Origin of the sequence: Curtobacterium sp. Leaf261 (genome assembly GCF_001422205.1) — a bacterium.
GTDB lineage: Bacteria > Actinomycetota > Actinomycetes > Actinomycetales > Microbacteriaceae > Curtobacterium.
On record NZ_LMMJ01000009.1, the window covers coordinates 462,272 to 487,771 of the forward strand.

Consider the following 25,500-nt stretch of genomic DNA (forward strand, 5'->3'; position numbering starts at 1 on the left):
GCGTGCCTCCAGTCCGACTCAGACGTCGTCGAGTTCGCTCGCCGCCCGCCGCAACCGCAGCAGCACCTGCAGCTCCAACGACCGCTCGCGCCACCCGTGCCCGAGCAACCGGTCGAGCGTCGTCAGTCGCTGGTAGACGGTGTTCACGTGGACCCGGAGTGCCGCCGCGGTGGCGGTCGGACGTCGCCCGTGGTCGAGGAAGACATCGAGCGTCTCGACGAGCGGCACACCCCTGGCCTGCTCCTCGGCGAGGACCGGACCGAGTTCTCGCATCGTCTGCTGCTGCAGCTCCCGACGTCCGGTCCGGCTGAGGAGCACCGCGAACACCCCGAGATCGGCAGCCCTGGCGAGCACCCGCGTGTGTCCGAGTGCCGTCATCGCACGGGCCGTCCGACTCGCCTCGGCGTGGGCGCCCCGCAGCTCGGCGGGTTCGACGACCGGTCCGGCCAGCCCCGCGACCGGCGCGTCCGGTCCGTGCCACCGCGACTCCACGTCGAGGTCCGCCGGTGCCACCAGCACGAACTGGTCGTGGTGCACGGCGGTCGCGACCCGGTCGCCGAGCAGCAGTCCCTCGACGAACCGACGAGCGTGACCGGTGTCCCCGCCGACCACCACCACGACGTGGGCACGCCGTGGGTCGAGCCCGGCGCCCCACCACCGACGTCGCTCCGCGGTGGGGTCGGGTTCCGCGCGGCTCAGGAGGTCGATCGTGGCGATGTCCCGGTCGAGCTGGACCGCCCGCGCGGTGGCCCTGGCGCCGACCAGCGTCAGCGCGATCAGCGGGGCGGCTCGCTCGAGCAGCAGCAGCGCGGCCGCTGGCGGAGCGTCCTCGTCGACCACGAGCGCCCCGAAGAGCTGCCCCGCCGCGGCCACCGGCTGCACGACGCTCCCCCCGACCCGGACGTGGTCGGTCACGCCGTCGCGTGCCAGGTCGACGAGCGCGCTGCCGAGCGATCCGTCACCCGGATGCGCGACCCAGCGCACCGCGACGTCCGTCATCGACCGCACCCGTTCGACGAGCGATTCCGGGTCGCCGCCGTCGAGCACCGCGCGGGTCAGCTCCGCGTCGAGGCGCAGGGTCGTCTCGAGTCCGCGCTTCGCATCACGGAGCTCGTGGGCCGTGTTGGCGTTGTCGATCGCGACGGCCGCGTGCGCGGCCAACCCGGTCAGCAGACTGATCTCGTGCTCGTCGAAGCGCCGTTCCTCCCGCTTCGCGGCGAGCAGCACACCGAGGACCCGGCCGCGGACCGCCAGTGGCACACCGAGCAGGCCGCGGATCGACTCGGCCGCGGCGGCACGATCGGCACCCGGTTCGTGCACCAGGTCGGGGTCCGTCCGGTAGTCGGATGTCCACCGCGCCGCGCCGGACATGACGACGCTCCCCGCGAGTCCGGCGGTCCGCGGGACCCGCGTCCCGACGAGGCGTGCTGACCGGTCCCCGCTGGCGACCTGGATCTCCAGGTCGTCGTCGTGCACGAGCGCGACGTAGGTGAGGTCGACACCGAGGAGCCGGCGTCCCTGGTCGGCCACCTCGACGAGCAGTTCGGTCGGGTCCGAGACGGTGGCGAGCCGCCCGGCGATGTCGTTGAGCGCCGCCAGCTCGACGACCCGCTGCCCGCGATCCTGCAGCATCAGCCCGATCTCCGCCGCAGCACGGGCATCGGCATCCGCCCGGGCCTCGTCCGCTCCTCCGGCGATGAGCGCGGCACGGTGTGCCCGCAGCTCCGGGAGGTCCGCCTGTGCCATGAGCAGCCCGAGCCAGTTCTCGGTGGTCATAGACGATCCATCCACTGCATCGTCCGAGTGTAGGTGGTTCGTCCATTGCCCGGGCGAACCCGGGTGATCCAGAGTGGAGCATCCCCGAGCGGCAGCGCCGCCCCTCAGCTCAGGAGTCCCCATGCACGATGCTGTTCCCCCCACGATCGACGACCGCTCGGCAGCGGGCGCTCCGTCCGCAGCCGATGCGCCGCACGCCGTCGACCTCGACGTCCCCGGATCCGGCGTTCGCCCCGGCGGGCTCCGTCGGCTCTCAGTCGGCCTCGCGCTCGTCAACCTCGCGATCCTCGCGGTCAACTCCGGTGGCCTCGGGATCCTCATCCCGAACCTCGTCGCCGACATCGACTCCGTGCACAAGATCGGCAACCTCGCGATCGTCACCACCGTCGCGTTCCTGGCCAACGTGTTCGCACAGCCGATCGCCGGCGCGCTCTCCGACGCCACTCGGTCCCGGTTCGGTCGCCGGACCCCGTGGATGGTCGGCGGGGCACTCGTCGCGGCGGGCTTCCTCGTCGGTCTCCCCCTCGCGGGGTCCGTGGTCACGATCGCCATCATCTGGCTGGTGGTGCAGCTCGGCCTCAACGCGCTGCAGGCTGCCGCCACGGCACTCGTCCCGGACCGGTTCCCACCCGCACGACGCGGCGGTGTCTCCGGACTCATCGGCCTCGGCATCACCGTGGGCAACGCCGCCGGAGCGATCATCGCCGGGTCGTCGGCCGGCAGCGGTTCGCTGCCGTACATCGTCCTCGCGGCGCTCGTCGTCGTGGTCATCGTGGTCTTCGTCGTGGTGAACCCCGAGCAGTCGAGTCGCGGCGACGCGGTGCTCCCGCGCCAGTCGCTCGGCCAGTTCCTCCGTGGCTTCTGGGTGGACCCGCGGAAGCACCCCGACTTCGCCTGGGCCTTCGCCGCGCGGTTCCTCATGGTGATCGGCTTCTACGGGGCCCAGACGTTCGGGCTCTACATCCTCCGGGACTACATCGGGCTGAGCGATGCTGCGTCGAATGCGTTCGCGGCCCGGATCGGTGTCGTGCTCCTCATCGGCGTTCTCCTCTCCGCGCTGACGAGCGGCATGCTGTCGGACCGGCTCGGGCGTCGCAAGCCGTTCATCATCTGGGCCTCCGTCGTCATGGCGATCGGCCTCGCGGTCCCGCTCGCCTTCCCGACCACCACCGGCGTCCTCGTGTACAGCTTCCTGCTCGGCCTGGGGTTCGGCGCGTACATCTCGATCGACCTCGCGCTGATGACCGAGGTGCTGCCGGCATCGATGGCGTCCGGTGCGAGCTCCGCGGGCCGTGACCTCGCGATCCTCGGCCTCGCGACCACCCTGCCGCAGGCGCTCAGCCCCTCGATCGCGGCCGGACTCGTCTCCGTCACCGGCGGGTACCCGGCGCTGTTCGTCTCGGGCATCGTGTTCGTGCTCCTCGGCGCGGCCGCGGCGCTCCCGATCAAGTCCGTGCGCTGAACCGATGGACATCGCGACGACCACCACCGGCACCGGCCCGCGACACGTCGGGCTGGTGCACGGCCTCGGTGGCAGCGGTGCGACGTGGGGTCCGCTCGTGGACCTCATGGTCGCCACCGGCGCCTACACCGTGACGACGGTCGACCTCCGCGGGCACGGCGCGAGCGACCGCTCAGCGTCGTACCGCCTCGACGACTTCGCCGACGACCTCTGTGCGGCGCTCCCGCACGGCCTGCACAGCGTCGTCGGGCACTCGCTCGGCGGCGCGGTGCTCGTGCGGGCCGTGGACCGGCTGCGGCCGGAGCGGGCGATCTACCTCGATCCCGGGTTCCAGCTCGCACTCCCGACGTCCGGGATCGCGGGGCGGCTGTTCTGGGCGTTCCCCCGTCTGACGCTCGGCGTCGCGGCACTCGCACAGGCCCGGAAGTCCGCCGCGCAGCGGGCCGGGTTCCCACCGCGCACCCGGGAACTCCTCACAGACGCCGAGGGACGGTTCGATGCCGCGATGGCGGTCGGCGTCTTCCGCGAGGTGGCGTTCACCCCCGTCGTCCCCGGTCCGGCCGCCGTGCCGTCCGCGGTGGTCCTGTCGGACGACTCGCCCGCCGTGCTCCCCGACGAGCTCGCCGAGCGGCTCGTGGCGGACGGCTGGACCGTCAGGCGGGTCGCTGGCGTCCACCACGACATGCACCTCGAAGCACCGGACCGCACGTTCTCATCGATCGCAGACCTGCTCTGACCGCGCTGCGGCTTCGCTCAGCCCTCCGTCGGTGGCTGCGCTCAGCCCTCCGTCGGCAGCACCGCGACGACGTCGATCTCGACGAGGATGTTCGCGAGGTGCGACTGCACGGTGGTGCGCACCGGGTACGGCGCGCTGAAGTGCTTGGCGTACTCGTCGTTGAACGTCGCGAAGTCGCGGTCCGAGTGCTCGAGGTGCACCGTGGACTTCACGACGTCGTCGAGGGTCGCACCGTGTTCGGCGAGGACGGCTGCGATGTTCGCGAGGACCTGCGCGGTCTGCCCCGCGACGTCGTCCGCCACGGCACCGGTCGCCGGGTCCTGCGGACCGAAGCCCGCCGTGTAGAGGAACCCGTTCGCGACGATCCCCTGGCTGTACGGCCCCGCAGGCTTCGGTGCGGCGTCGGTGACGATGGCGGTCTTCGGCACGGTTGTCCCTCTCGTTCGTGGAGCGTCCAGGCTACGGGGCGGCCGGGAGGCGCGGCTCGGCTCGACAGCGATCCGTTCCGTTCTGCAGAACCCAGGTCGGGCAGGCTCCCTGCCCCAGTGGCTCTCCACGGCGGCGCGTCCAGCGTCGGTCCCAGGAACCGCGTCTATCGTGGCCGCGTGACCCGTGCCCCCCTCGACGCCGCGCCTGCAGTCCGGTGACCGGCACCGACCGGGAACGTGTCCGGCGTGGGGACACCGCGACCGTCGCCGCCGTGCAGCCGCCGTTCGCGCGCCTGCTCGACGCGGTCACGAGCCTGCCGGCGTGGGCCGCGGTCCTGACGATATTCGTCGCGGGACGCCTCCTCTCCACCTTCTGGCTCGCCGCCGTGTACCCGCTCATCGGGACGGCACAGCCCTCGAACGCGATCCGCGGGAACGACCACGGGTTCCTGACCTTCCTGACGAGCTGGGACGGGCAGTACTACCAGGACATCTCCCTGCACGGGTACCCGTCGGTCCTGCCCGTGGACTCGGCCGGACACGTCCTGCAGAACGCGTGGGCGTTCCTCCCGGCCTTCCCGTTCACCATCCGTGCCCTGACCGCATCGACCGGGATCACGTTCGAGGTCGGCGCGCCGCTCATCGCGACCATCGCCGGCCTGGTCGCCGCCTACCTGCTCTTCGTGCTCGTCCGGACGCGCGCGGGCGCGACCGCCGCGATGTGGGGTGTGTTCTTCTTCTGCGTCGGCCCGCTGTCCTTCCTGCTGCAGGTCGGGTACGCGGAGAGCATGTTCCTCGCGCTCACGTTCGGTGCGCTCGTCGCGATGCAGCGGCAGCGCTACCTCGTGATGACGGCACTCACGGTGGTCGCCGCGTTCACGAGGCCGGGAGCACTCGCGATCCCGCTGACGCTCGCCGCGATCGCGCTCGTGCGGTACGTGCAACTCCGCCGGAGCCGACGGGCCGGGTCGGACGTCGCCGCGGACGATGTGCGCTCCGGCGTGGCCCGTGACGCCACGAGGACCGGGCTCCTCCGGGCGCTGCCGACGTCGTTCCCGATCTGGGAGCGCGTCGTGGTGGTCGTCTCCGGCGTCGTGATGACCCTCGCCGGTGTCGCCTGGCCGCTCATCGCCGCGCACGCGACCGGCCGGCCGGACGCGTACCTCGAGACCGAGATGTCCTGGTGGGTGGCGTTCATCGGCCGCGTCGACTTCGTCCCGCTGACACCGTGGTTCCTGAACGCCGGACGTTGGCTCGGGCTCGGCGGCGTCGCGATCGTGATCCTGCTCGTCGCGGGCTACTCGGTCTGGCTCTGCCGGCGCTCGACGCGGAAGCTCGGGCTCGTGCCGCTGACGTTCTCGGCGGCGTACGCGCTGTACGTCTTCGCGGTGTCGATCCCGATGGCCTCGACGCCGAGGCTCCTCATGCCGCTGGCCCCGCTCATGGCGAGCCCCGAACTCGTCGCGCGGCCGTGGTCGCGATGGGTGATGGTGTCGCTGGCACTCGCGGGCCAGCCGGTGTTGATCGTGGTGCTCTGGCTGCTCGGCCCGCCGTAGTCCGCACTCGGCCCCGTCCCGCAGCCCAGACTCGGTCCGCACTCGGCCCCCGCGCGGCGCGAGACGTGCCAAAGTGTCGGGTCACATGAACGGACCCGACACTTCGGCACGTCTCGACGGGCACAGGGCCCGGCTGGCGGGGCCGAGCCTCAGCAGGCCAGAGGCCCGCCCGGTGCTCAGAGCTCGACGGTGCCGTGTCCGCCGACGTCGGGCGTGGAGTGCGTCAACGCCGCCTTGACGGTCTGCACGAGGGTGCCGATCTTGCCCGCCTCCTGCGTCCAGTACTCGACGGACTCCCCCGTCACGGTCAGCACGCGGATCGACGGGTCCTCGCGGCCGGCCGGGAACCAGGCCTCGGCGAACGGGGACCACAGCTCGTCCACGACCGCCGAGTCCTCCGTCACGGCAGCGGTGCCGGCGATGGACAGGTACCCGCCCTGCGACTCGATCGCGACGTTGACGTGCGCGTTCCGGGCGATGTCGGCGACCTTCTCGCTGTCGGCCTGCACGAGGAACCGCAGTGTCCCGGTGAAGGTCTTGTCCTGCACTGCGAGGGGTCGGGCGTGCAGTGAACCGTCCTCGTTGACGGTCGTCAGCAGTGCGGTGTGGGCGCCGTGCACGATGTCCGAGATCGCAGCGCGCGGGTCGACGGTGGTGTCGGTCATGATGATCCCTTCGTCATACCCCGTCGTCGTCGGGCCTGCAGAACGGACTGTGGCCAGGACGACCCCGGGGCCATCTGACCTCAGAGTGTGCCCGGGCCGGTGTGCCCGCGCCGCCGTTTCCCCGGGAACTCCCGGTTCGCCGCGGAAGTGGGACTCCCGGTTCCCCGCGGGAGTGCGACTCCCGGTTCGCCGCGGGAGTGCGACTCCGGTTCGCCGCAGGGGTGCAGGGCGGACTCGCAGACCGTCAGCCCTCGCGGATGACCGACTCGACGTCCACGACCTGTGGGCGCGCCGGCATCGACGCGAACCCGAAGCGCACCGGCGGATCGAGCGGTGCGAGCACGCCCACGTCGGCACCCTCCCATGCGCCGGTGACGCCCAGGACGGCGTGCGAGCCGTACACACCGTAGAACTCGCGGCGACCTGCACCCGCGGTGCCGGCCGTGCCCGCCCCCGGGACGATCAGCCGTGCGACGGGGTGGATCGCGGCGAGCCAGCGGGGATCCACCGCGATCCGCCGCGGGACGATGCGGAGCAGTCGCCCGAGCGGCGTGATCCCGCCGACCTCCGCACTGAGCCGGAGGGGCCCGGCATCGACGTCGATCACGGCGCGCACCCGCGGGTCGGCGTGCGCGAGCATCGTGGACCGGACCGGGAGCACGCGCGTCTCGTCGAACCGGTAGGTCGAGGAGACGAACTCCGCGACGGCGTCGTTCGGCGCGAGCAGCATCGAGGACCCGTCCGGCAGCTCGAGGAAGACGTCGGTGAAGGCCCCGAGCGGCGAGTCCCGCCACATCCCGACGACGGCCCGGAGTCCGCTCGCGGTCCCGACGCCCATGATCCGGCCGCGGAACCGCTGGTCGTGCACCGATCTGCCGTTCCGGGTGATGTCCATCCTGCGGAGGCTACTCATGCCCGCTGGTCACGCGGGTCCAGATGGACGGCGCCGACATGCGGTCGTACCGCGCGCACGACGCGAGATCGCCGGTTCGGCCGCTGCGGGCCTCCAGACCAGATGCCCCGTTCCGGACGGGAGGCGCGGCGCACGTCCGGCAGACCGCCCGAGTCGCGCACACCGTTCCGGACGGGAGGCACGGCGCACGTCCGGCAGACCACCCAGGTCGCGCAGACCGTTCCGGACGGGAGGCGCGGCGCACGTCCGGCAGACCGCCTCCGTCCGCAGCGAGGAATCCGGCGAGGTCAGGCGACCGGCACCGGCTCGGCCAGGAGCTCCTCGACCAGCGGCTTGACCCTCGTGCCGAAGAGCTCGATCGAGCGCATCATGTGCTCGTGCGGCAGGCGGCCGGTGCTGTACCGCAGGTCGAAGCGCGTGACGCCGAGGATCCGCATGTTCCGGGCGATCTTCCGCGCGACGGTCTCCGGCGACCCGACGTAGAGCGACCCGCCGGCGCTGAGGCCCGCGTGGTACTGCGACACGTCGAACGGCGGCCACCCACGCTCGCGGCCGAGGCGGTCGGTGACGTCCTTGTGGTACGGGAAGAACAGCTCGGCGGCCTCGTCGTCGGTCTCCGCCACGAACCCGGGCGAGTGCATCGCGATCGGCTGCTGCTCGTGGCCGAACTGCTCGAGCGCCTGCCGGTAGAGCCGGGAGAACGGGGCGAACTGTGCGGGCTGCCCGCCGATGATCGCGAGGAAGAGCGGGAAGCCGTAGCTCGCGGCCCGGATGACGGACTGCGGCGATCCGCCCACGCCGATCCAGGTGCGGATGCTGCCGTGCTCGGTCTTCGGGAACACGTCCTGGTTCGTCAGGCCCGCGCGCTTCGTGCCGTTCCACGTGACCGGGGTCTCCTTGAGGAGCTCGGCGAAGAGCTCGACCTTCTCCTCGAAGAGCGCCTCGTAGTCGGCGAGGTCGTAGCCGAAGAGCGGGAACGACTCGGTGAAGGAGCCGCGGCCGAGCACCACCTCGGCGCGGCCGTTCGAGATCGCGTCGACGGTGGCGAAGCGCTCGTACACGCGGACCGGGTCGTCGGAGCTGAGGACCGTGACCGCCGAACCCACGTGGATGCGCTCGGTGCGAGCGGCGATGGCGGCGAGGACGACCTCGGGGGCGCTGACCGCGAAGTCACCGCGGTGGTGCTCGCCGACGCCGATGAAGTCGAGGCCGACCTGGTCCGCGAGGACCGCCTGGTCGACGATGTTCCTGATGCTCTGCGCCTGGGTCAGGACTCCACCGTCAGCGGTCTCCGTGACGTCGCCGAAGGTGTCGAGGCCGAGCTGCACCGGACCGACGCGGTCGGGCGCGGCCGGCGGGACGTCCGCGGGGCGCTGGTGTGCGGAGGCGGAGGCGTCCCCGCCGATGTTGCCGAATGCACTGGCCATGTTCGTCTCCCGATCGATGCGTTTGCATGATCATACAACGCGACGGGCGAACCGGGAGACCGGGTCAGAACCGGAAGCTCGTGAACCGGCCGATCAGGACGAGCGCCCCGATGACGATCGAGACGATGGACAGCACGAACGCCGCCGTGAGCATCGCCGAGCCGGGGGCACCCTTGGGGATCGCCCGCGACCGGAGCGCGATCGCCTCGCGGAGGGCGAAGATCCCGAGCGCGAGGCCGAGACCCCAGAAGACCCAGCCGGCGACGACACCGACGAGCGCCAGGACGAATGCTCGCGTCGGGGTCGGGACGACCTGGCGTCCCTGGTACGGCGCACCACCGTTCCGAGCACCGCCCGGCTGCCCGTAGCCGCCGCCGTACTGGCCCTGCCCGCCGTACTGACCCTGTCCGCCCGGTTGACCCTGTCCGCTCGGCTGGCCGTACCCGCCGCCGTACTGGCCCTGCCCGTCCGGTTGACCCTGGCCGCCCGGCTGGCCGTACCCGCCGCCGTACTGGCCCTGCCCGCCCGGTTGACCCTGTCCGCCCGGCTGGCCGTACCCGCCGCCGTACTGGCGCTGCCCGCCGTACTGGCCCTGTCCGCCCTGCATCGGCGACTGCGGCGCGGACGGCCCCGGGCCCTGCGGCCACGAGGTGTCCGCAGACGTGCCGCTCACGGTCCCACCCCGGTTCGCCTGGTCCGCCTGCGCGCGGACCCAGCCGTCGTAGGTCGCGTCGAGCATGCCCTGGTCGTCGACGACCGTCCTCGCCTGGTCCTCGCCGACATGGGGGTACCCCAGCTCGAGCCGTCCCTGCACCGAGGCGAATCGGGTGCGGAACTCGTCCTTGGACATCGTCACGGGTCAAGCATGGCGGACGAGGCCCGCCGCGTCGATGCGTGTCACGTCATCGGCTCCCGCGGCGGTGTCCTCTGCCGTCCGGATGTGCGCCGGATCACCGAACCGAGCGTGCCGGAGCACGGCGCCGTCGGGCCCGACCGCCGCGGCGACGATCGACAGCGTGGCGAACCGGCCGGCAGGACCCGTGGTGTCCCGGACGATCGCCGCCGGGTCCGTCGGCCGGAGCCCGGTGCTCTGCCTGAGGACGTCGAGCCACGGCGTCCACGCGGCGTCGGGCTCGAGGTCGGTCGCGGTCGTCGGCGGCCCGGTGAACCCCTCGAGGGCATCGGCCGTCGGCGCGTCCGACGGCGGGGCGACGGCGCGGAACGCGTGCAGCCAGCGTGCGATCCGCGGGACGTCCTCGTCGTCCGCCGCCGTCTCGGTGAGCATGTGGACGCCGGGTCCGAGCCGGGTCGTGACAACCCCGGTGCCGTCCCACGCGGTGACCGTGACCCCGTCGGCGTCCGCGCGGACCAGGTTGCACGACCGCGACCCGGGCGGGGCCGTCGGCACCGTGCCGGACACGACCGCGTCGAGGGGCAGCACACCCCGCGAGGTCCACCCGCCGGCCGGTTCCGGCACGGGCTCCGCGCGGTTGAGCACGACCGCGAGCGATCGCGAGCGGTCGGACACCGCCAGCCACGCTCCGCCCGCGGACCGGTCGTGGACGCCTCGGACATCCGGGTCGAGTTCGGGCCACCAGGCGCCCGGCGGATCCCACGGACGTTCCGGAGACTCGTCACGGAGCGCGAGGAGCGTCACTGGCCAGGGAGCGCCCGGCTCGACGCGGACGATGACGGTGCACATGCTGCGATCCTCGCAGAACGCACGTCGTCGGAGCATCGACCGGGGTCGACCTGTGGACGATTCCGCGGGCCGCGTCCAGGAGCCCCCGTACCCTCGCCTGCCTGTGGAGAACTCCCTCCGGCCACGATCCGCGCTGGTACCGTCGGGCAGACGGGGGTACTCCCCCGTCGAAGGAGGCCCATCGTGTCGAGCGACACCACATCGCGCACCATCGTCGTCGGCATCACCGGCGGCATCGCGGCGTACAAGGCCGTCGGTGTCATCCGCGCGTTCGTCGGCCTCGGGCACGACGTCCACGTGATCCCGACCGAGGGTGCGCTCCGCTTCATCGGGCTCCCGACGCTCGAGGCGATCAGCCGCAACCCGGTCTCCACGAGTGTGTTCGAGGAGGTCGCCGAGGTCCGGCACGTCGCGCTCGGCCGCCGCGCGGACCTCGTGGTGATCGCGCCCGCCACCGCGGACTCGATGGCACGGATGGCGAACGGACTCGCGAGCGACCTGCTCGGCACGACGCTCCTCGCCACGACCGCCCCCGTCGTCATCGCGCCGGCGATGCACCCGCAGATGTGGGAGCACCCCGCGACGCGGGCGAACGTCGCGACGCTGGTGTCACGCGGCGTCCACCTCGTCGGGCCCGAGACCGGGCCGCTGACCGGCGGGGACTCCGGCATCGGCCGCATGTCCGAACCCGACGACATCGTCGCCGCCGCACTCGACGTCCTCGGCTCCGGCACACCGCACACCGGCCCGGAGGCACGGCACGCGTCCGCCCCGCCGGCCGCGTCCGCGGGTGCCCGGGTGGGCGACCCGGATCGTTCCGTGCCCGCCGGACGCGGAACGGGCCTCCCGTCCGACAGGCCGGCGCCGGACGCGCGCCGCGGCGACCTCTCCGGGACCCGGATCGTGATCAGCGCCGGCGGGACGCGTGAGCCGTTCGACCCGGTGCGCTACGTCGGGAACCGGTCGAGTGGCCGACAGGGCGTCGCGATCGCGGCCGAGGCCTCCGCTCGCGGTGCGATGGTCACCCTCGTCAGCGCGAACGTCGAGCGCGGTGTCCTCGCGGCCGTCGAGACCCGACCCGGACAGCCGTCGTCCGTCGACGTGGTGCCGGTCGGCTCCGCCGAGGAACTCGCGACGACGATGCGGGGGCTCGCCGCCGATGCCGACGTCGTGGTGATGACGGCCGCGGTCGCCGACTACCGCCCCGTCGACGTCCTCGACACCAAGCTCAAGAAGGAGTCGGCGGGTGACACCATCACCATGACCCTCGTGCGGAACCCCGACGTGCTCGCCGAGCTGGTGGCCGCCCGTCGCCCTGGGCAGCTCATCGTGGGGTTCGCCGCCGAGACCGAGCCCGACCGACTCGCCCGCCTCGAGCTCGGTCGCGCGAAGATCGCCAGGAAGCCCGCCGACATGCTCGTCGTCAACCACGTCGGGTGGTCGAAGGGCTTCGAGCGCGACGAGAACGCGATCGAGGTCCTCGTGCCGGGCGGAGACCTCGTGCGTGAGGCCTCCGGTTCCAAGGCCGAGGTCGCGCACGTCGTCCTCGACCTCGTCGCCACCGCACTCGCGTAGCCGGCGGCCCGGGTCCGGCGTGGTCGGCCCGTCCCACGGCGTGACGGAGCACGATGGGGCGATGGGACGAACAGCACGCGCGCGACGCGCCACCACCACCGCCGGACGACTCGCACTGCTCCTCGGTGCCTCCGGGGTGATGCACCTGGTCCGGCCGCGGACGTTCGACCGGATCGTGCCCGCGGCGCTCCCGGCGCGCGCCACCACCTACGCGTCGGGCGCGGCCGAGATCGCCATCGCGGTCGGGCTCGCCGTCCCCAGGACGCGCCGGATCGCCGGACTCGCCGCGGCCGCGCTGTTCGTCGCCGTGTTCCCCGCCAACCTCACGATGGCGCGCGACCTGCTCGACGACCCGTCGTCCCCTCGACCCATGCGCGTGATCGCCCTGCTCCGCCTGCCGCTCCAGCTCCCGCTCGTCGGATGGGCCCTCGGCGTCGGTCGGCACGCGCGCCCGTGATCCCCGCTCGGAGCACCCCGCCCCCGCGTGACGGCGGGTTCGACCTCGAGCGGTTCGTCGAAGCGCAGGCGGACGGCGTGCACGACCGGGCCGTGGCCGAACTCCGGGGCGGCCGGAAGCGGTCGCACTGGATGTGGTTCGTGTTCCCGCAGGTCGCGGGGCTCGGTTCGTCCGAGATGGCCGCTCGGTACGCGATCCGGTCGCGGGCGGAGGCGGAGGCGTACCTCGCGCATCCCGTGCTCGGGCCGCGTCTGCTCGGAGCGACGGACACCGTCCTCGGCGCGCCGTCGCCGGACGTCGTCACCCTGCTCGGCCCCGTCGACGCGCTGAAGCTCCGCTCCTGCATGACGCTGTTCGCGGCGACCGCGCCCGACCCGGCATCGTTCCGCGCCGTGCTCGCGCGCTGGTTCGACGGCGGAGCGGACTCCGCGACCCTGGCCCTGCTCGAGGGCTGAACGCGCCGGACCGCCGCTCCCCCCTCGGCGCGCCTGGTGGGGTGCTGGCCAGATGGAGGGTATATCAGGTATCGTCATCGACACTGCAGTACCCGAAACGAAGGATCGACATGCCTGTCCCCCGTAGCGAGCCCACCGAGCACCAGCTCCTCCGCGACACCGTTCGCGACAAGATCCACGCCGCGATCATGGACGGCACGCTGGAGCCCGGGGAGCGACTCAACGACGACGAGCTCATCGCGTGGCTCGGTGTCTCACGGACGCCGATCCGCGAGGCTCTGAGCCAGCTGGCACGCGCGGGCCTCATCGAGATGGCGCCGAACCGGTACACCCGGGTGACGACGCCGGACGCCGGCGAGGTCGTCGAGGCGCTCCAGACCCTCGGCGTCATGTTCGGTGGCGTCGTCCGCCTCGCCGTGCCGCTCCTCTCCGACGCATCCCGGAAGCGCATCATCAGCGCGCTCGACACGACGATCACCGAGATGGAGGCGCACGACGTCAAGAGCGTCAACACCGATGCGCTCGCCGTGTTCGCACTGTACGTCGAGGAGTGCGGCAACCCGTCGCTCCAGCGCGTCTGCAGGGACACCATGGACGGCCTCGCGTTCCGGCTCCGGCTGCCGCAGTTCGACACGCTCGTCGACTGGGACGGGATCCTCGCGGACTTCCGTCGTCTCCGCGCCGCGACCATCGCCAAGGACGCGATCGCGGCCGAACTCGCGACCGAGTCCCTCCACCTGCTGCCCGGCGAGAAGGGCTGAGGGCTCCGGCCCGACGGGGTCAGGCGGGGCCGACCACGCGGGGGCGGTAGCATCGCGACGACGCACACGCCGGACCCGACGGAGCACCATGACTGACGACACCGCGGACGGACGACCGCGCAGGTCGGCCACCGAGACGGAGACTGACCGCGCCGCGACGGCCGCACGCCTGGCCGTCGCGGTCGGGCGCATCAACCGCCGTGTCCGGACCGGTACTGCTTCCCTCAGCGCCGGCCTGCTCTCGGCGCTCGCGACGGTCGTGCAGCTCGGGCCGCTGCGGCCGAGCGACATCGCCAGGGTCGAGGTCGTCACCAAGCCCACGATGACGAGGGTCCTCGTGGACCTCGAGTCCCGCGGGTTGGTCGAACGCGCGGACGACCCGACCGATGGACGCGCCTTCGTCGTGAGTGCGACCCCCGCCGGCGTCATCGCCGTCCGAGATGCCCGGGCGGAGCGGGCCGAGCTCCTCGCGGCGCTGCTGGCGGACCTCGACCCCGAGGACGTCGTCGCGATCGAGGCGGCCCTCGACGCCCTCGAGCGCGTGGCACGGATCGAGCGGACCAGCACCACGTCCTGAGGTGGACTGACGGTTCTGCCAGACCATGCACACGGACTGTCCAGCCAGTGATGCAATCGTGTCCGCTTCGCCCTGCGCCGGGCGGAGTGAGCACCTCCCGGATGACGATCGACCGGCTCGAGCCCGCGACACACCGATGTCGGCTCGATCATCGACGTCGTCGTCCGATCGTGACCACTCCCTGGCGCTGGAGGCGGACCAGCGGGCCCCACATCACCGCTCGGCACTCCCCCGACACCCGGACACGTCCACGTCCATGTCCCGAGGCGACCGTCACGCTTGCCGTGCGACCGCGCTCAGGACCGGACCGGTGGCACCACCGTGCCGCCACGACCCCGACCGTCGGGCCGAACCACGGAACGCAGTGACCAGAAACGACGAGTCCACCCACCCGACCACGACCAACTGCTCGACGGCCTCCCCGGCGACCGGACGCACCCGCCGCGAGATCCGCCGCCGAGAGCGCGCGACCCGACGCATCGTGATCGCCTCGGGTGCACTCGCCGTGACGCTCGTCGCCGGCGGTGTCCTGGCGGTGACGACGCAGCCGGACATCGGTGCGGCGATCGGTCTGCCGACCGCGTCACCGACCCCGGTGATGAGCCAGACCGATCTCGCCCACGCGCAGGCGGCGGCGACGATCTCCACGGCGAAGACCGTGCTGTCGACCGCGAACCCGGCCACCGACACCACTGCGCTCGAGCACGACATCGCGTCGCTGTCCGCCTACCGGTCGCTCGGGAACGCGTCGCTCCAGGAGCAGATCGAGGACACCGTCGACACCACCACGGCCGTCCAGCAGCAGAGCGCGACGGACACGAAGGCCCAGGCCGACGCGGCCGCTGCTGCGGCCGCCGCCGCGCAGGCCGCCGCCGACGCAGCGGCGGCAGCCGAGGCCGCCGCGGAGGCCCAGGCAGCGGCGAACACCCCCGCCGGCGCGAAGGCCACCGCGTCCACCATGGCGTCGTCGGACTACGGCTGGGACGCGTCGCAGTTCTCCTGCCTGAACTCCCTCTGGACCAAGGAGTCCGGCTGGAACTACCGGGCATCGAACGGCAGCTCCGGGGCCTACGGCATCCCGCAGTCGCTGCCGGGGTCGAAGATGTCGACGATCGCCGCCGACTGGCAGACCAACGCGACGACCCAGGTCGCCTGGGGCCTCGCGTACATCAAGGACGCCTACGGCACTCCGTGCTCGGCGTGGGCGCACTCGCAGGCGTACGACAACTACTGATCCCCGACGGGAGTTCGCCCGCGCCGACGACCGCACGAGGCTGGCGCCCGGCCGCGCGGCCTGCCACGATCGGAGTATGCCCTCCGTCACCGCCGTCTGCCGCGTCGACCACCTGCTGCCGGACAGCGGCACGATCGGCGTCACGGCGATCGACAAACGGCCGGTCGACGGCCCGGTGCGCGTCCGTCCACTCGGGCTGCACGCCGACGTGCAGGCGGACCGCAAGCACCACGGCGGTTCGGACCAGGCGGTCTACGCCTACGCCGACGAGGACGCAGCGTACTTCGCCGACGCACTGGAACGCCCGGTGGACCCCGGCCTCTTCGGCGAGAACCTCCGCGTCAGCGGCGTGGACGTCACCCGCGCGGTGATCGGCGAGCGGTGGCTCGTCGGCGAGACACTCGTCCTGCAGGTCACCCTGCCCCGGATCCCGTGCGGGACGTTCGCGCGCCGGATGCGGATCCCCGGCTGGGTGCGCCGGTTCGCCGAGGAGGGCCGGCCCGGCGCCTACCTCCGTGTCGTCAAGTCCGGCCCGGTCGCCGCCGGGGACGCGGTCGTCGTCACGGACCGACCGGCACACGGCATCACGATCGGCGACACCTTCGCCGGCCTCTCCCCGGAGCAGGCACGGGCGCTCCTCGAGTCGCCGTCGACCCTGCCGGCGAAGCTCCGGACCGAGGCCGAGCGCGCGAGCACCCGCGTCGAGGTCTGACCGCGCGTCAGTCCTCGGCGGTGCCGCGGGTGGGGTCGAGCGGGCGTCGATCGCGCGGGAGCGTGCCGACGACGACGTCGTAGGAGTTCCCCACGAGGTCCTCGACGAGCGTCTCGTCGACGTCGGGCCCCGCGACGATCGTGATCCAGTGGCGCTTGTTCATGTGGTACCCCGGCGAGATGCTCGGGTGCTCGCGAACGAGTGCTGCCGCGTGCGGGGGCGCGGCCTTCACGGTGACCATCGGTCGGACACCCCGGGTCCCGACGAGCAGGAAGACCTTCCCGACGACCTTGCCGACCTCGGTGCCCTCGCCGAACGGCTGGCTCCGCGTCGCCGCCGGCAGGGCCTCGGCGACCCGCAGTGCGATCCGTTGCAGCGCGTCTCCGTCCACGCCGCAAGCATGCCACGCCGGCTCACCGCGGCCGCGCGACCCCCGGTTGACCGGTCACCACCGAGAACGGCGGGACGTCGTGCGTGACGACCGTGTTCGCTCCGACGACGCTGTCCGCGCCGACGACGATGGCTCCGATCACGGAGGACCCCGCTCCGAGGACGACACGGTCCCCGACGTGCGGGTGCCGGCGCCCGCGGATGCCGCCCTTCCCGCCGAGCGTCACACCGTGGTACATCAGGACATCGTCGCCGATCACGGCCGTCTCGCCGATCACCACACCCATCCCGTGGTCGATGAAGAACCGTCGACCGATGCGCGCGCCGGGGTGGATCTCGACGCCCGTCGCGGACCGGACGACCTGCGCGAGCACACGTGCCGCGAACCGGGAGCCCGGCAGTCCCCGCGCGATCCAGAGCCGGTGCGCGACGCGGTGCCCCCAGATGGCGTGCAGCCCCGAGTAGACGACGGCCACCTCGAACTCGCTCCGTGCCGCGGGGTCGCCCCGTCGCGCCGCACGGAGGTCCTCCCGCACACGACCGACGACGCCACACCCCCGCTCCCCCGACGCCAGGCCGGACGACGCCGGGCCGGACGACTCCGGACCGGACGACTCCGGACCGGATGGCGCGGAGCCGCGACTCACTCCGCGAGGTCCTTGAACAGCATCGTCGAGAGGTACCGCTCGCCCGTGTCGCAGACGATCGCCACGACGCGCTTGCCGACGTTCTCCGGCCTGGCGGCGATCTCGAGGGCGGCGTGCATGATCGCGCCGGACGAGATCCCGGAGAGGATCCCCTCCTCGGTCGCGAGTGCGCGGGCCACACGCAGGGCGTCGTCCAGCTCGACGTCGAAGACCTCGTCGATGACGGTGCGGTCGAGGACCTCCGGGACGAAGTTCGCGCCGATGCCCTGGATCTTGTGCGGACCGGCGGTGCCCTTGGTCAACAGCGGCGAGTCCGCGGGCTCGACGGCGACGATCTGCACGCCGGGCACCCGCTCCTTGAGGACCTGCCCGACGCCGGTGATCGTGCCGCCGGTCCCGACACCCGCGACGAACACGTCGATCTTGCCGTCGGTGTCGCGGAGGATCTCCTGCGCGGTCGTCCGCCGGTGGATCTCCGCGTTCGCCGCGGTCTCGAACTGGTGCGCGAGGACCGCCCCCGGGGTGGTCTCGACGATCTCGGCGGCCCGCGACACCGCACCCTGCATGCCCTCGGAGCCCGGGGTGAGGACGATCTCCGCGCCGTACGCGCGCATGACGACCCGACGCTCGACGCTCATCGTCTCGGGCATCGTGATGACGACGCGGTACCCGCGGGCCGCGCCGACCAGGGCGAGCGCGATCCCGGTGTTGCCGCTCGACCCCTCGACGATCGTGCCGCCGGGCTGCAGCGCGCCGGACGCCTCGGCCGCGTCGACGATCGCGACGCCCAGACGGTCCTTGACGCTCGCGCCGGGGTTGTAGAACTCGAGCTTCGCGACGACCTCCGCGCCACCGGACTTCGGGAGCCGGTTCAGCCGGACGAGCGGGGTGTCGCCGAAGGCCTGGGTGATGTCGTCGTGGATCGTGCCGGTCATGGTCGTCCCGTTCTCGATGGGTGCCCGGACGCATCCGAGCGGGTCGGTCGGTGCTGATTCTATGCATCCGGACGTATGAGACACCGGCTCGGCGAGCAGGAGGACCGGCTCCGCCGTCCGGGAGGCGCGGTGCGCGTCCGTCCCGCACCGCGCCTCCCGGCCGTCCCCGGCTCCGCACTCGCGTTCCTGGACCCGCGCTGCCAAGCCGCCACGGGAACCGGGGGCGACCAAACCCGCGCTTTTCCGGCGACGAACACATAACGTGTCTTCCACCATGCGTAGCGCAGCGACGAACCAGTACTCCCGCATCCTCAGCGTCGGGGGCGTCCGCGGCGACCTCGTCGTGCCGAACGACGACCTCGTCGGGCCGATCGACTCCTCCGACGAGTGGATCCAGCGCAGGACCGGCATCGTCACCCGTCGTCACGCGCGCCGCGAGGTGCTCATCGAGCACATGGCGGAGCAGGCCGGCCGGAGCGCCATCGAGGCCGCCGGGATCGACCCCGAGCAGGTCGACGCGGTGATCTGCGCGAGCATCTCCTGGATGCGGACCACGCCGGCGATGGCCCCGCTCGTGGCGCACCGACTCGGCACCGGCAAGGGCACCGCCGCGTTCGACTCCAACGCCGCGTGCGCCGGGTACTGCTACGGCATCGGCCAGGCCGACGCGATGATCCGTTCCGGCCTCGCGAAGCACGTCCTCGTGATCGGCGCCGAGAAGATCTCCGATTTCATCGAGCCGACCGACCGCACGATGTCGTTCATCATGGGCGACGGTGCCGGCGCGGCGCTCGTCGGTCCGTCCGACGTCCCCCGGATCGGCCCGACGGTGTGGGGTTCGGACGGCAGCATGCACGACGCGATCGGCCTCACGCACTCGTGGCTCGACTTCAAGTACGCCGAGGACGACGAGCACGTCCCGTGGCCGACCGCGCGCCAGGACGGCCCGTCGGTGTACCGGTGGACGCAGACCGCGCTCCCCGACCTCGCGCTCAAGGCGATCTCGGACGCGGGGCTCACCCCGAAGGACATCGAGGTGTTCGTGCCGCACCAGGCGAACCTCCGCATCGTCGAGGGGCTGCACGGTCGCCTGGGGTTGAACGACGACGTGGTCGTCGCGCGCGATATCGTCGACACCGGCAACACGTCCTCGGCGTCCGTGCCGCTGGCCACCGAGCGCCTCCTCCGCGAGGGGCTCGCCAAGCCGGGGCAGATCGCGCTCGAGTTCGGCTTCGGTGCCGGGCTCGCCTACGCGGTCCAGGTCGTCGAGTTGCCGGAGCACGTCGGGGTCGCCGGTCCCGGTGCCCCCAGTGCCGCGGACACCGCGGCCCACACAGCCACAGCAGCAGCACAGACAGCGGCGGTCTCCGTCTGAGTCGACCCCCACTCGACGCCCCGGACCCCGCCAGGAGGAGTCCCGTGACATCGACAGCACCAGCCGACCAGCCCGACGCGACGCTCGTGGTGACCCGTCCCGCGCCGGGCGTCGTCCTCGCGACGATGAACCGGCCGCGGCGGCTCAACGCGATCACCGTCCGGATGTTCGCCGAGCTCGAGGCACTCGCCGCGTCCCTGGCACTCGACGACTCGGCGCGGGTGCTCATGATCACCGGTGCCGGCCGAGGGTTCTCCGCCGGCTACGACCTCGACGAGGCGAAGGAGCTCCCGCACCTCACCGCGATCGACATGCTCGAGCGGCAGGAGGGTGCGGCGCGGGCCCTCGTCGGCATCCGTGCGCTCCGGATCCCCGTCATCGCCGCCGTGAACGGTCCGGCCGCGGGTGGCGGCTTCTCCCTCGCGCTCGCGGCGGACATCCGCATCGCGGCGCCGACCGCCACCTTCGTCGCGTCGTTCGTCCGGATCGGGCTCTCGGCGGGCGACCTCGGGCTGTCCTGGCTGCTCCCGCGCGTGATCGGCAGCGGCCGCGCATCGGAGATCGCACTCACGGGCCGGACCGTGCGTGCGGACGAGGCGCTCGACATCGGCCTCGTGTCCCGTGTGGTGCCGGCCGAGCATCTCCTCGACTCCGCGATGGAGACCGCGACCGCGATCGTCGGCAACTCCCCGTCCGGCGTGAAGTTCTCCAAGCGCGCGCTCCAGCACAACCTTGAGATCGGGTCGTACGCGGCTGCGATCGAGTTCGAGAGCCGCGGTCAGGTGCTCCTGACACGCACCGCGGACATGGCCGAGGCCCTTGCGGCGTTCGTCGAGAAGCGTCCGCCGGAGTTCACCGGACACTGATGCCCGGCGTCGCGCGCTGCCGGTGGCTACCGGAGCTCGGTGCGCTCCGCGGCGTGCTGTTCGGCCTTCGTCGCGGCCGCAGCGGCCTTGCCACGGGCGCGGATCGCCGCCCAGTCCTCCTGGGTCAGGTGCGTCAGGTCCGAGAAGGTCGACGGCCCCGCGAGCCGCTGACCGCCGTCCATCGCGATCGTCTCGCCCGTCAGGTAGTCGCACGCGTCCGAGAGCAGGAACATGACGAGGTTCGCCACCTCGTCCGGCCGTCCGAAGCGCCCGGCGGGGATCCCGCGGACATCGGTCGCACCGATGACCGAGGTGTCCCCCGGGTCGAGCACGTCCCACGCGAAGTCGGTCGGGATGGGACCGGGAGCGACCGCGTTCAGCCGGATGCCGTAGTGCGCCCACTCCACCGCGAGCGACATCGTCATGGCGTTGACGGCGGCCTTCGACATCGCCGAGGGCACCACGTACGCGGAACCCGTCTCGACCCAGGTGGTCAGGAGCGAGAGCACGGAGCCGGGGAGCTGGCCCTTGATCCACCGACGACCGACCGCATGCGTGACGTGGAACGAGCCGTTGATCACGGTCGAGGTGACCGCAGCGAACGCCCTGGCGCTCAACGACTCGGTCGGGGCGATGAAGTTCGCCGCCGCGCCGTTGACGACGCCGGTCAGCGGCCGTCCACCATCGAAGATGCGGTCGACCGCGGCGTCGACGGCCTCGGAGTCGCGGACGTCGACCGAGTCGACCATGACGTGCGACGGATCGCCGAGCATGGCGATCTCGCTGGCCGCGGCCTCGAGGACGTTGCGGCGACGGCCCCACAGCACGACCTCGGCGCCGTGGGCGAGCAGGGCTCCGGCGATCGCCTTGCCGAGTCCGGAACCACCGCCGGTCACCAGGATCCGATCGCCCTCGAGCATGGTCGGGGAGTACGGGTCGCGTCGCAGCGGTTCGGGTTCGCCGGTCATTGTGTCCGTCCGTCAGTCGTGGAGTCGGGCGCCCCCGGAGTCCACGGGGACATCCACGTCACTTCCGTCGAGCGACGGTACCAGCCCGGGCGTGTCGCCGCACATCGACCGACCTGTCGCTCGACCGGTCAGCGCTCGACGACGACCTTGCCGATCGCCGCGCGGGACTCGATCAGCCGCATGGCGTCGGCCGCGCGCTCGAAGGGGAACACCTCGCCGACGTGCGGGTGGATGCCCCCGGACGCCATGAGCACCTCGATGGCGTCGCGGACCATCCGGAGCGTGCCGGGGTACTCCGCGTCGAACGTGTCCATAGAGATGCCGGTGACCGACAGGTTCCGGAGCAGCAGTCGGTTGACCTTGACCTCGGGGATGGATCCCCCGGCGAACCCGATGACGACGAGCATCCCGCCGGTCCGGAGTGCCCGCAGTGAGTCGGTGAAACGATCGCCCCCGACGGTGTCGAGCACCGCGTCCACCCCGTGCCCGTCGGTGAGCGCGAGGACCTCGTCCTTCCACGCGCCGTCGGACCGCACGACCTGCCAGGCACCGGCCGCCCGGGCGACCTCGGCCTTGGCCTCCGAGGACACGACGGCGATCGCCCGCGCCCCGAACGCCGGCGCGAGGTCGAGCAGGGCGGTCCCGACACCGCCGGCCGCTCCGTGCACCAGCACCGTGCCTCCAGGCCGGACACCGGAACGGTGGTACGCGAACCAGGCGGTGGAGTAGTTGAGGTAGACGCCGGCGCCCTCGGCGAAGCTCATGTCGTCGGGGATGCGCGCGGTGTAGTCCGGCGCGACCACGGCACGCTCCGCGAGCCCGCCCCAGAACACGATGCTCCCGACGCGGTCGCCGACGGCGAACCCGGATCCCGGGTCGGCCTCCACCACGGTGCCGGCGATCTCGGACCCCAGGACGTACGGGGTGGGCGTGCCGTACTGGTAGGCGCCGCGGCTCTGCAGGACGTCGATGACGCTGAGCCCCACGGCCGCGACCTCGACGACCACGCGGTGTCCGTCGGCCCGGTGGTGCGGGTGCTGCGGTTCCGGGACATCACGGAGGACTGCGGCGGAAGGACCTTCCAACCGCTCGATGACGATCGCCTGCACCCGTCGACCCTACCCGGTGCTCCGAACACCTCGGGAGCGCCACGGGTTGGAGACATCCGACGGCGGGTTCCGTGATCCGTGGTGGGAGTCCCACCGGATCGCCCGGACACACCCCTGCAAGGATGGATTCCATGACCAGTACTCGCGTCGCCGTCACGGGCCTCGGTGCCATCTCCCCCGTCGGTGCCGACGCTCCGACGACCTGGCGCGCGTTCCTCGACGGCCGCTCCGGCGTGCGGGCGATCGACGAGCCGTGGGCGGTGGAGCTGCCCATCCGCATCGGCGCGCTCGTGGACACGGACGTGCGCGAGCACCTCACCGTCCGCGAGCTGAAGCGCATGGACCGCGCGGAGCACCTCGCCATGATCGCCGGACGCGAGGCCTGGGCCCACGCGGGGTTCACCACCGACGACGGCACGAGCACGATCGTCGGCGACGAGCGGGACCGCGTCGCCGTCGTCGTCGGGACCGCGATCGGCGGCCTGCACTCCACGATCGAGCAGCAGCATGCGCTCGAGTCCTCCGGCCCCCGGAAGGTCCTCCCGCACACCGTCACGATGATGATGGCGAACGGCCCGGCGGCGTGGCTGTCGATGGCGATCGGTGCCCGCGGTGGAGCATCGGCCCCGGTGTCCGCATGCGCGTCGAGCACCGAGGCGCTCGGGCAGGCGCGGATGCTCATCGCCTCCGGCGCCGCAGACGTCGTCCTGGCCGGCGGCACCGAGGCCTGCGTCGAGGGACTCACCCTCGCGGCCCTCGCCCAGACCCGTGCGCTGTCCCGGCGGGAGGGCGACCCCACCCTGGCGTCGAGGCCCTTCGACGTCGACCGCGACGGCTTCGTCCTCGGCGAGGGCGCGGCGATGCTCGTCCTCGAGTCGGAGTCGCACGCCCGGGCCCGCGGTGCCGAGGTCCTGGCGTGGCTCGACGGCTCCGCGAACACCTCCGACGCCTACGACATCGTGCAGGCCGACCCGGAGAACCAGGCGCGGACGATGCGGCTCGCGCTCGGGGTCGCCGGCATCGCGGGCAGCGACGTCGGCTTCGTGCACGCGCACGCCACGTCGACCCCGCTCGGCGACGTCAACGAGAGCCGGGCGATCCTCGCCTCGATCGGCGACCACGCGGTCGTGACGAGCACCAAGTCGATGACCGGGCACCTGCTCGGGGCCTCCGGTGCCCTCGGGGCCGTCGCCGTCGTCGAGGCGCTCCGGTCCGGGACCGTCCCGCCGACGATCAACGTCGACACCGTGGACCCCGAGATCGAGGTCGACGTCGCCACCACGCAGCGTCCGGTCGACGCCGGGGCTGCGGTGCTCAACTCCTTCGGGTTCGGCGGGCACAACGCGACGCTGGTCTTCGCCCGTGCCTGACCGCCGGGTGACACCATCCCCGCCCCGGTACCAGACAGGACACGTACGATCACGAACATGAGCAGCTTCGACCCGAACGGGAGCCGCTTGGTGGGACTCGGGCACCACCGACCGAGCCGTGTCGTCACGAACGACGACCTGGCGGAGCTCGTCGACACGAGTGACGAGTGGATCAGGACGCGCACGGGCATCCGCGAGCGTCGACTGATGACGAGCGACGACACCGTCGTCTCGATGGGGACGGCCGCCGCCGCGATGGCCCTCGACGACGCCGGGATGACCGCCGCGCACGTCGACCTCGTCATCCTCGCCAGCATGACGAACCCCGAGCGGTCGCCGTCCGCGGCCGGACAGATCGCGGTCGCGCTCGGCATGGACGGGCCGGCCGTCCTCGACGTCAACACCGCCTGCTCCGGCTTCGAGTACGCCCTCGCGATCGCGGACCAGTCGATCCGCACCGGCTCGGCGACCACCGCCATGGTGATCGGCTCGGAGACGATGACCCCGGTCCTCGACTGGACGGACCGCTCGACGTGCGTCCTGTTCGGCGACGGCGCCGGTGCCGCGGTGATCACCCGGTCCGACGCGCAGGACATCGGCCCGGTGGCCTGGGGCTCCGTGCCGCGTCTCGTCGGCTCCGTGCAGCTCCCGCCCGAGCCGGCGAAGTTCTCGCAGGAGGGCGCCGCGATCCTCCGCTGGGCGATGACCGAGGCGAAGGACCACGCCATGCGCGCGGTGTCGCTCTCGGGGCACACCCTCGACGACATCGACGTGCTGGCCTTCCACCAGGCGAACCTCCGCATCATCGACCCGCTCGCCGAGGAGCTCGGCGGCGGCGCGAAGGTCGTCATCCGCGACGTCGCGACCTCGGGGAACACCTCGGCGGCGTCGATCCCGCTCGGACTCTCGCGGGCGTGGCACGACGGTGCGCTGCCCGAGGGCGGGCTCGCGCTGCTGTTCGGCTTCGGCGGCGGGTTCACCTACGCGGGCCAGGTCGTGCGCCTGCCGTCGCACGCGCCGCGGAGCTGACGCGCCGCACCCGCGTCGGACTGGAGGGACGGTGCCAGGGTGCGCCGTCCCTCCAGTCCGGTGGGTGGTCGCGACCACGTCGTCAGCTTGCCGCCGGGTTCACGCACGGCGACCCGTGTCGTCACCAGCGGAACGACGCCTCGGAGCGGGAGTCCGTGACGGGTTGACCCGCGTTCGAACCGAGATGATCATCGTTGTCGGAGCTGATTGCGCGGATGGTCAGGGTTTGTTACGCCACCACATCGGATGCCGGCACCGGGTGTCCGACAGAGGATGGGCGGATTCAAGGGGTCGTTGCAACGGGTGGTTGTTTTGGGTCCGAGAGTAGCTGCTCGAATGATTCTGCCGGGGTGCGGTAGTCCAGTGTCTTGCGGG

At 72.3% G+C, this 25,500-nt stretch carries 26 protein-coding genes; 14 read left to right on the forward strand and 12 right to left on the reverse strand.

Annotated features, from left to right (window positions below; genetic code table 11):
* Window positions 1-18 precede the first annotated feature (18 nt).
* Complete coding sequence (locus ASF23_RS18390; RefSeq protein WP_055954252.1) at window positions 19-1,776, reverse strand: helix-turn-helix domain-containing protein; 1,758 nt, start codon at window positions 1,774-1,776, stop codon at window positions 19-21.
* Between the two features lie 121 nt (window positions 1,777-1,897).
* Here ASF23_RS18390 and ASF23_RS13165 point away from each other — a divergent pair, with 121 nt between their 5' ends.
* Together ASF23_RS13165 and ASF23_RS13170 are read left to right on the forward strand one after the other, a co-directional pair.
* Window positions 1,898-3,238, forward strand: coding sequence for an MFS transporter (locus tag ASF23_RS13165; RefSeq protein WP_055954255.1), 1,341 nt, complete (start codon window positions 1,898-1,900; stop codon window positions 3,236-3,238).
* Window positions 3,239-3,242: 4 nt separating this feature from the next.
* Window positions 3,243-3,974, forward strand: coding sequence for an alpha/beta fold hydrolase (locus ASF23_RS13170; RefSeq protein ID WP_055954260.1), 732 nt, complete (start codon window positions 3,243-3,245; stop codon window positions 3,972-3,974).
* A gap of 41 nt (window positions 3,975-4,015) precedes the next feature.
* Here the strand turns inward: ASF23_RS13170 and ASF23_RS13175 are convergent, their stop codons facing one another.
* On the reverse strand, window positions 4,016-4,402 hold the full coding sequence (locus ASF23_RS13175; protein ID WP_055954263.1) for a RidA family protein: 387 nt from the start codon (window positions 4,400-4,402) through the stop codon (window positions 4,016-4,018).
* 215 nt (window positions 4,403-4,617) lie between these two features.
* On the opposite strand from ASF23_RS13175, the gene ASF23_RS13180 reads away from it, so the two are divergent.
* Window positions 4,618-5,958 carry a mannosyltransferase family protein gene (locus ASF23_RS13180; protein ID WP_055954266.1) on the forward strand — a complete coding sequence of 447 codons (1,341 nt, stop codon included), beginning with the start codon at window positions 4,618-4,620 and terminating at the stop codon, window positions 5,956-5,958.
* 176 nt (window positions 5,959-6,134) lie between these two features.
* Here ASF23_RS13180 and ASF23_RS13185 read toward each other — a convergent pair whose 3' ends face one another.
* The 5 genes from ASF23_RS13185 to ASF23_RS13205 all read right to left on the reverse strand — a co-directional run bounded on the left by ASF23_RS13185 (window position 6,135) and on the right by ASF23_RS13205 (window position 10,665).
* Window positions 6,135-6,623 carry a pyridoxamine 5'-phosphate oxidase family protein gene (locus ASF23_RS13185; protein ID WP_055954269.1) on the reverse strand — a complete coding sequence of 163 codons (489 nt, stop codon included), beginning with the start codon at window positions 6,621-6,623 and terminating at the stop codon, window positions 6,135-6,137.
* 244 nt (window positions 6,624-6,867) lie between these two features.
* Window positions 6,868-7,518, reverse strand: a complete 651-nt coding sequence (locus ASF23_RS13190) for a hypothetical protein (protein ID WP_055954272.1) — start codon at window positions 7,516-7,518, stop codon at window positions 6,868-6,870.
* A 305-nt stretch (window positions 7,519-7,823) separates the two neighbouring features.
* Window positions 7,824-8,963, reverse strand: a complete 1,140-nt coding sequence (locus tag ASF23_RS13195; protein ID WP_082474133.1) for an LLM class flavin-dependent oxidoreductase — start codon at window positions 8,961-8,963, stop codon at window positions 7,824-7,826.
* Window positions 8,964-9,027: 64 nt separating this feature from the next.
* The gene (locus ASF23_RS13200) at window positions 9,028-9,819 is read right to left on the reverse strand and encodes a hypothetical protein (RefSeq protein ID WP_055954274.1); all 792 of its coding nucleotides are present in this window, start codon (window positions 9,817-9,819) and stop codon (window positions 9,028-9,030) included.
* A 3-nt stretch (window positions 9,820-9,822) separates the two neighbouring features.
* Window positions 9,823-10,665, reverse strand: coding sequence for an NRDE family protein (locus tag ASF23_RS13205; RefSeq protein WP_082474160.1), 843 nt, complete (start codon window positions 10,663-10,665; stop codon window positions 9,823-9,825).
* A gap of 183 nt (window positions 10,666-10,848) precedes the next feature.
* Here ASF23_RS13205 and ASF23_RS13210 point away from each other — a divergent pair, with 183 nt between their 5' ends.
* The 7 genes from ASF23_RS13210 to ASF23_RS13240 all read left to right on the forward strand — a co-directional run bounded on the left by ASF23_RS13210 (window position 10,849) and on the right by ASF23_RS13240 (window position 16,436).
* The gene (locus ASF23_RS13210; RefSeq protein WP_055954280.1) at window positions 10,849-12,240 is read left to right on the forward strand and encodes a bifunctional phosphopantothenoylcysteine decarboxylase/phosphopantothenate synthase; all 1,392 of its coding nucleotides are present in this window, start codon (window positions 10,849-10,851) and stop codon (window positions 12,238-12,240) included.
* A 61-nt stretch (window positions 12,241-12,301) separates the two neighbouring features.
* Window positions 12,302-12,697, forward strand: coding sequence for a DoxX family protein (locus tag ASF23_RS13215; RefSeq protein ID WP_055954284.1), 396 nt, complete (start codon window positions 12,302-12,304; stop codon window positions 12,695-12,697).
* Window positions 12,694-13,152, forward strand: coding sequence for a DUF1810 domain-containing protein (locus ASF23_RS13220; RefSeq protein WP_235510888.1), 459 nt, complete (start codon window positions 12,694-12,696; stop codon window positions 13,150-13,152). Before ASF23_RS13215 ends, ASF23_RS13220 begins: the two co-directional genes overlap by 4 nt.
* 110 nt (window positions 13,153-13,262) lie before the next feature.
* Window positions 13,263-13,913, forward strand: a complete 651-nt coding sequence (locus ASF23_RS13225; protein ID WP_055954289.1) for a GntR family transcriptional regulator — start codon at window positions 13,263-13,265, stop codon at window positions 13,911-13,913.
* Window positions 13,914-14,001: 88 nt separating this feature from the next.
* Window positions 14,002-14,490: a MarR family winged helix-turn-helix transcriptional regulator gene (locus tag ASF23_RS13230; protein ID WP_082474135.1), complete on the forward strand. Its 489-nt coding sequence runs from the start codon at window positions 14,002-14,004 to the stop codon at window positions 14,488-14,490.
* 364 nt (window positions 14,491-14,854) lie between these two features.
* Window positions 14,855-15,724, forward strand: coding sequence for a hypothetical protein (locus ASF23_RS13235; protein WP_055954292.1), 870 nt, complete (start codon window positions 14,855-14,857; stop codon window positions 15,722-15,724).
* A 76-nt stretch (window positions 15,725-15,800) separates the two neighbouring features.
* A complete protein-coding gene (locus ASF23_RS13240) occupies window positions 15,801-16,436 on the forward strand; it encodes an MOSC domain-containing protein (protein ID WP_055954296.1) in 636 nt (211 codons plus the stop codon).
* 7 nt (window positions 16,437-16,443) lie between these two features.
* On the opposite strand, the gene ASF23_RS13245 is transcribed toward ASF23_RS13240, so the two are convergent.
* The 3 genes from ASF23_RS13245 to cysK form a co-directional block, all read right to left on the reverse strand.
* Complete coding sequence (locus ASF23_RS13245) at window positions 16,444-16,827, reverse strand: MmcQ/YjbR family DNA-binding protein (RefSeq protein WP_055954301.1); 384 nt, start codon at window positions 16,825-16,827, stop codon at window positions 16,444-16,446.
* A gap of 22 nt (window positions 16,828-16,849) precedes the next feature.
* Window positions 16,850-17,401: a serine O-acetyltransferase EpsC gene (gene epsC, locus ASF23_RS13250; RefSeq protein WP_055954513.1), complete on the reverse strand. Its 552-nt coding sequence runs from the start codon at window positions 17,399-17,401 to the stop codon at window positions 16,850-16,852.
* 68 nt (window positions 17,402-17,469) lie between these two features.
* Entirely contained in the window at window positions 17,470-18,408 is a 939-nt protein-coding gene (gene cysK, locus ASF23_RS13255) for a cysteine synthase A (RefSeq protein WP_055954305.1), read from the reverse strand.
* Window positions 18,409-18,682: 274 nt separating this feature from the next.
* Here cysK and ASF23_RS13260 point away from each other — a divergent pair, with 274 nt between their 5' ends.
* Both ASF23_RS13260 and ASF23_RS13265 read left to right on the forward strand, forming a co-directional pair.
* Window positions 18,683-19,783: a beta-ketoacyl-ACP synthase III gene (locus tag ASF23_RS13260; protein ID WP_082474136.1), complete on the forward strand. Its 1,101-nt coding sequence runs from the start codon at window positions 18,683-18,685 to the stop codon at window positions 19,781-19,783.
* 44 nt (window positions 19,784-19,827) lie between these two features.
* On the forward strand, window positions 19,828-20,649 hold the full coding sequence (locus ASF23_RS13265) for an enoyl-CoA hydratase/isomerase family protein (RefSeq protein WP_200919356.1): 822 nt from the start codon (window positions 19,828-19,830) through the stop codon (window positions 20,647-20,649).
* Between the two features lie 26 nt (window positions 20,650-20,675).
* On the opposite strand, the gene ASF23_RS13270 is transcribed toward ASF23_RS13265, so the two are convergent.
* Together ASF23_RS13270 and ASF23_RS13275 are read right to left on the reverse strand one after the other, a co-directional pair.
* Window positions 20,676-21,617, reverse strand: coding sequence for an SDR family oxidoreductase (locus tag ASF23_RS13270; RefSeq protein ID WP_055954308.1), 942 nt, complete (start codon window positions 21,615-21,617; stop codon window positions 20,676-20,678).
* A 128-nt stretch (window positions 21,618-21,745) separates the two neighbouring features.
* Window positions 21,746-22,726: an NADPH:quinone oxidoreductase family protein gene (locus ASF23_RS13275; RefSeq protein ID WP_055954310.1), complete on the reverse strand. Its 981-nt coding sequence runs from the start codon at window positions 22,724-22,726 to the stop codon at window positions 21,746-21,748.
* Window positions 22,727-22,857: 131 nt separating this feature from the next.
* On the opposite strand from ASF23_RS13275, the gene ASF23_RS13280 reads away from it, so the two are divergent.
* Window positions 22,858-24,096, forward strand: a complete 1,239-nt coding sequence (locus ASF23_RS13280; protein ID WP_055954313.1) for a beta-ketoacyl-[acyl-carrier-protein] synthase family protein — start codon at window positions 22,858-22,860, stop codon at window positions 24,094-24,096.
* A 57-nt stretch (window positions 24,097-24,153) separates the two neighbouring features.
* Window positions 24,154-25,125: a beta-ketoacyl-ACP synthase III gene (locus ASF23_RS13285; RefSeq protein WP_055954316.1), complete on the forward strand. Its 972-nt coding sequence runs from the start codon at window positions 24,154-24,156 to the stop codon at window positions 25,123-25,125.
* Window positions 25,126-25,500: the final 375 nt, after the last annotated feature.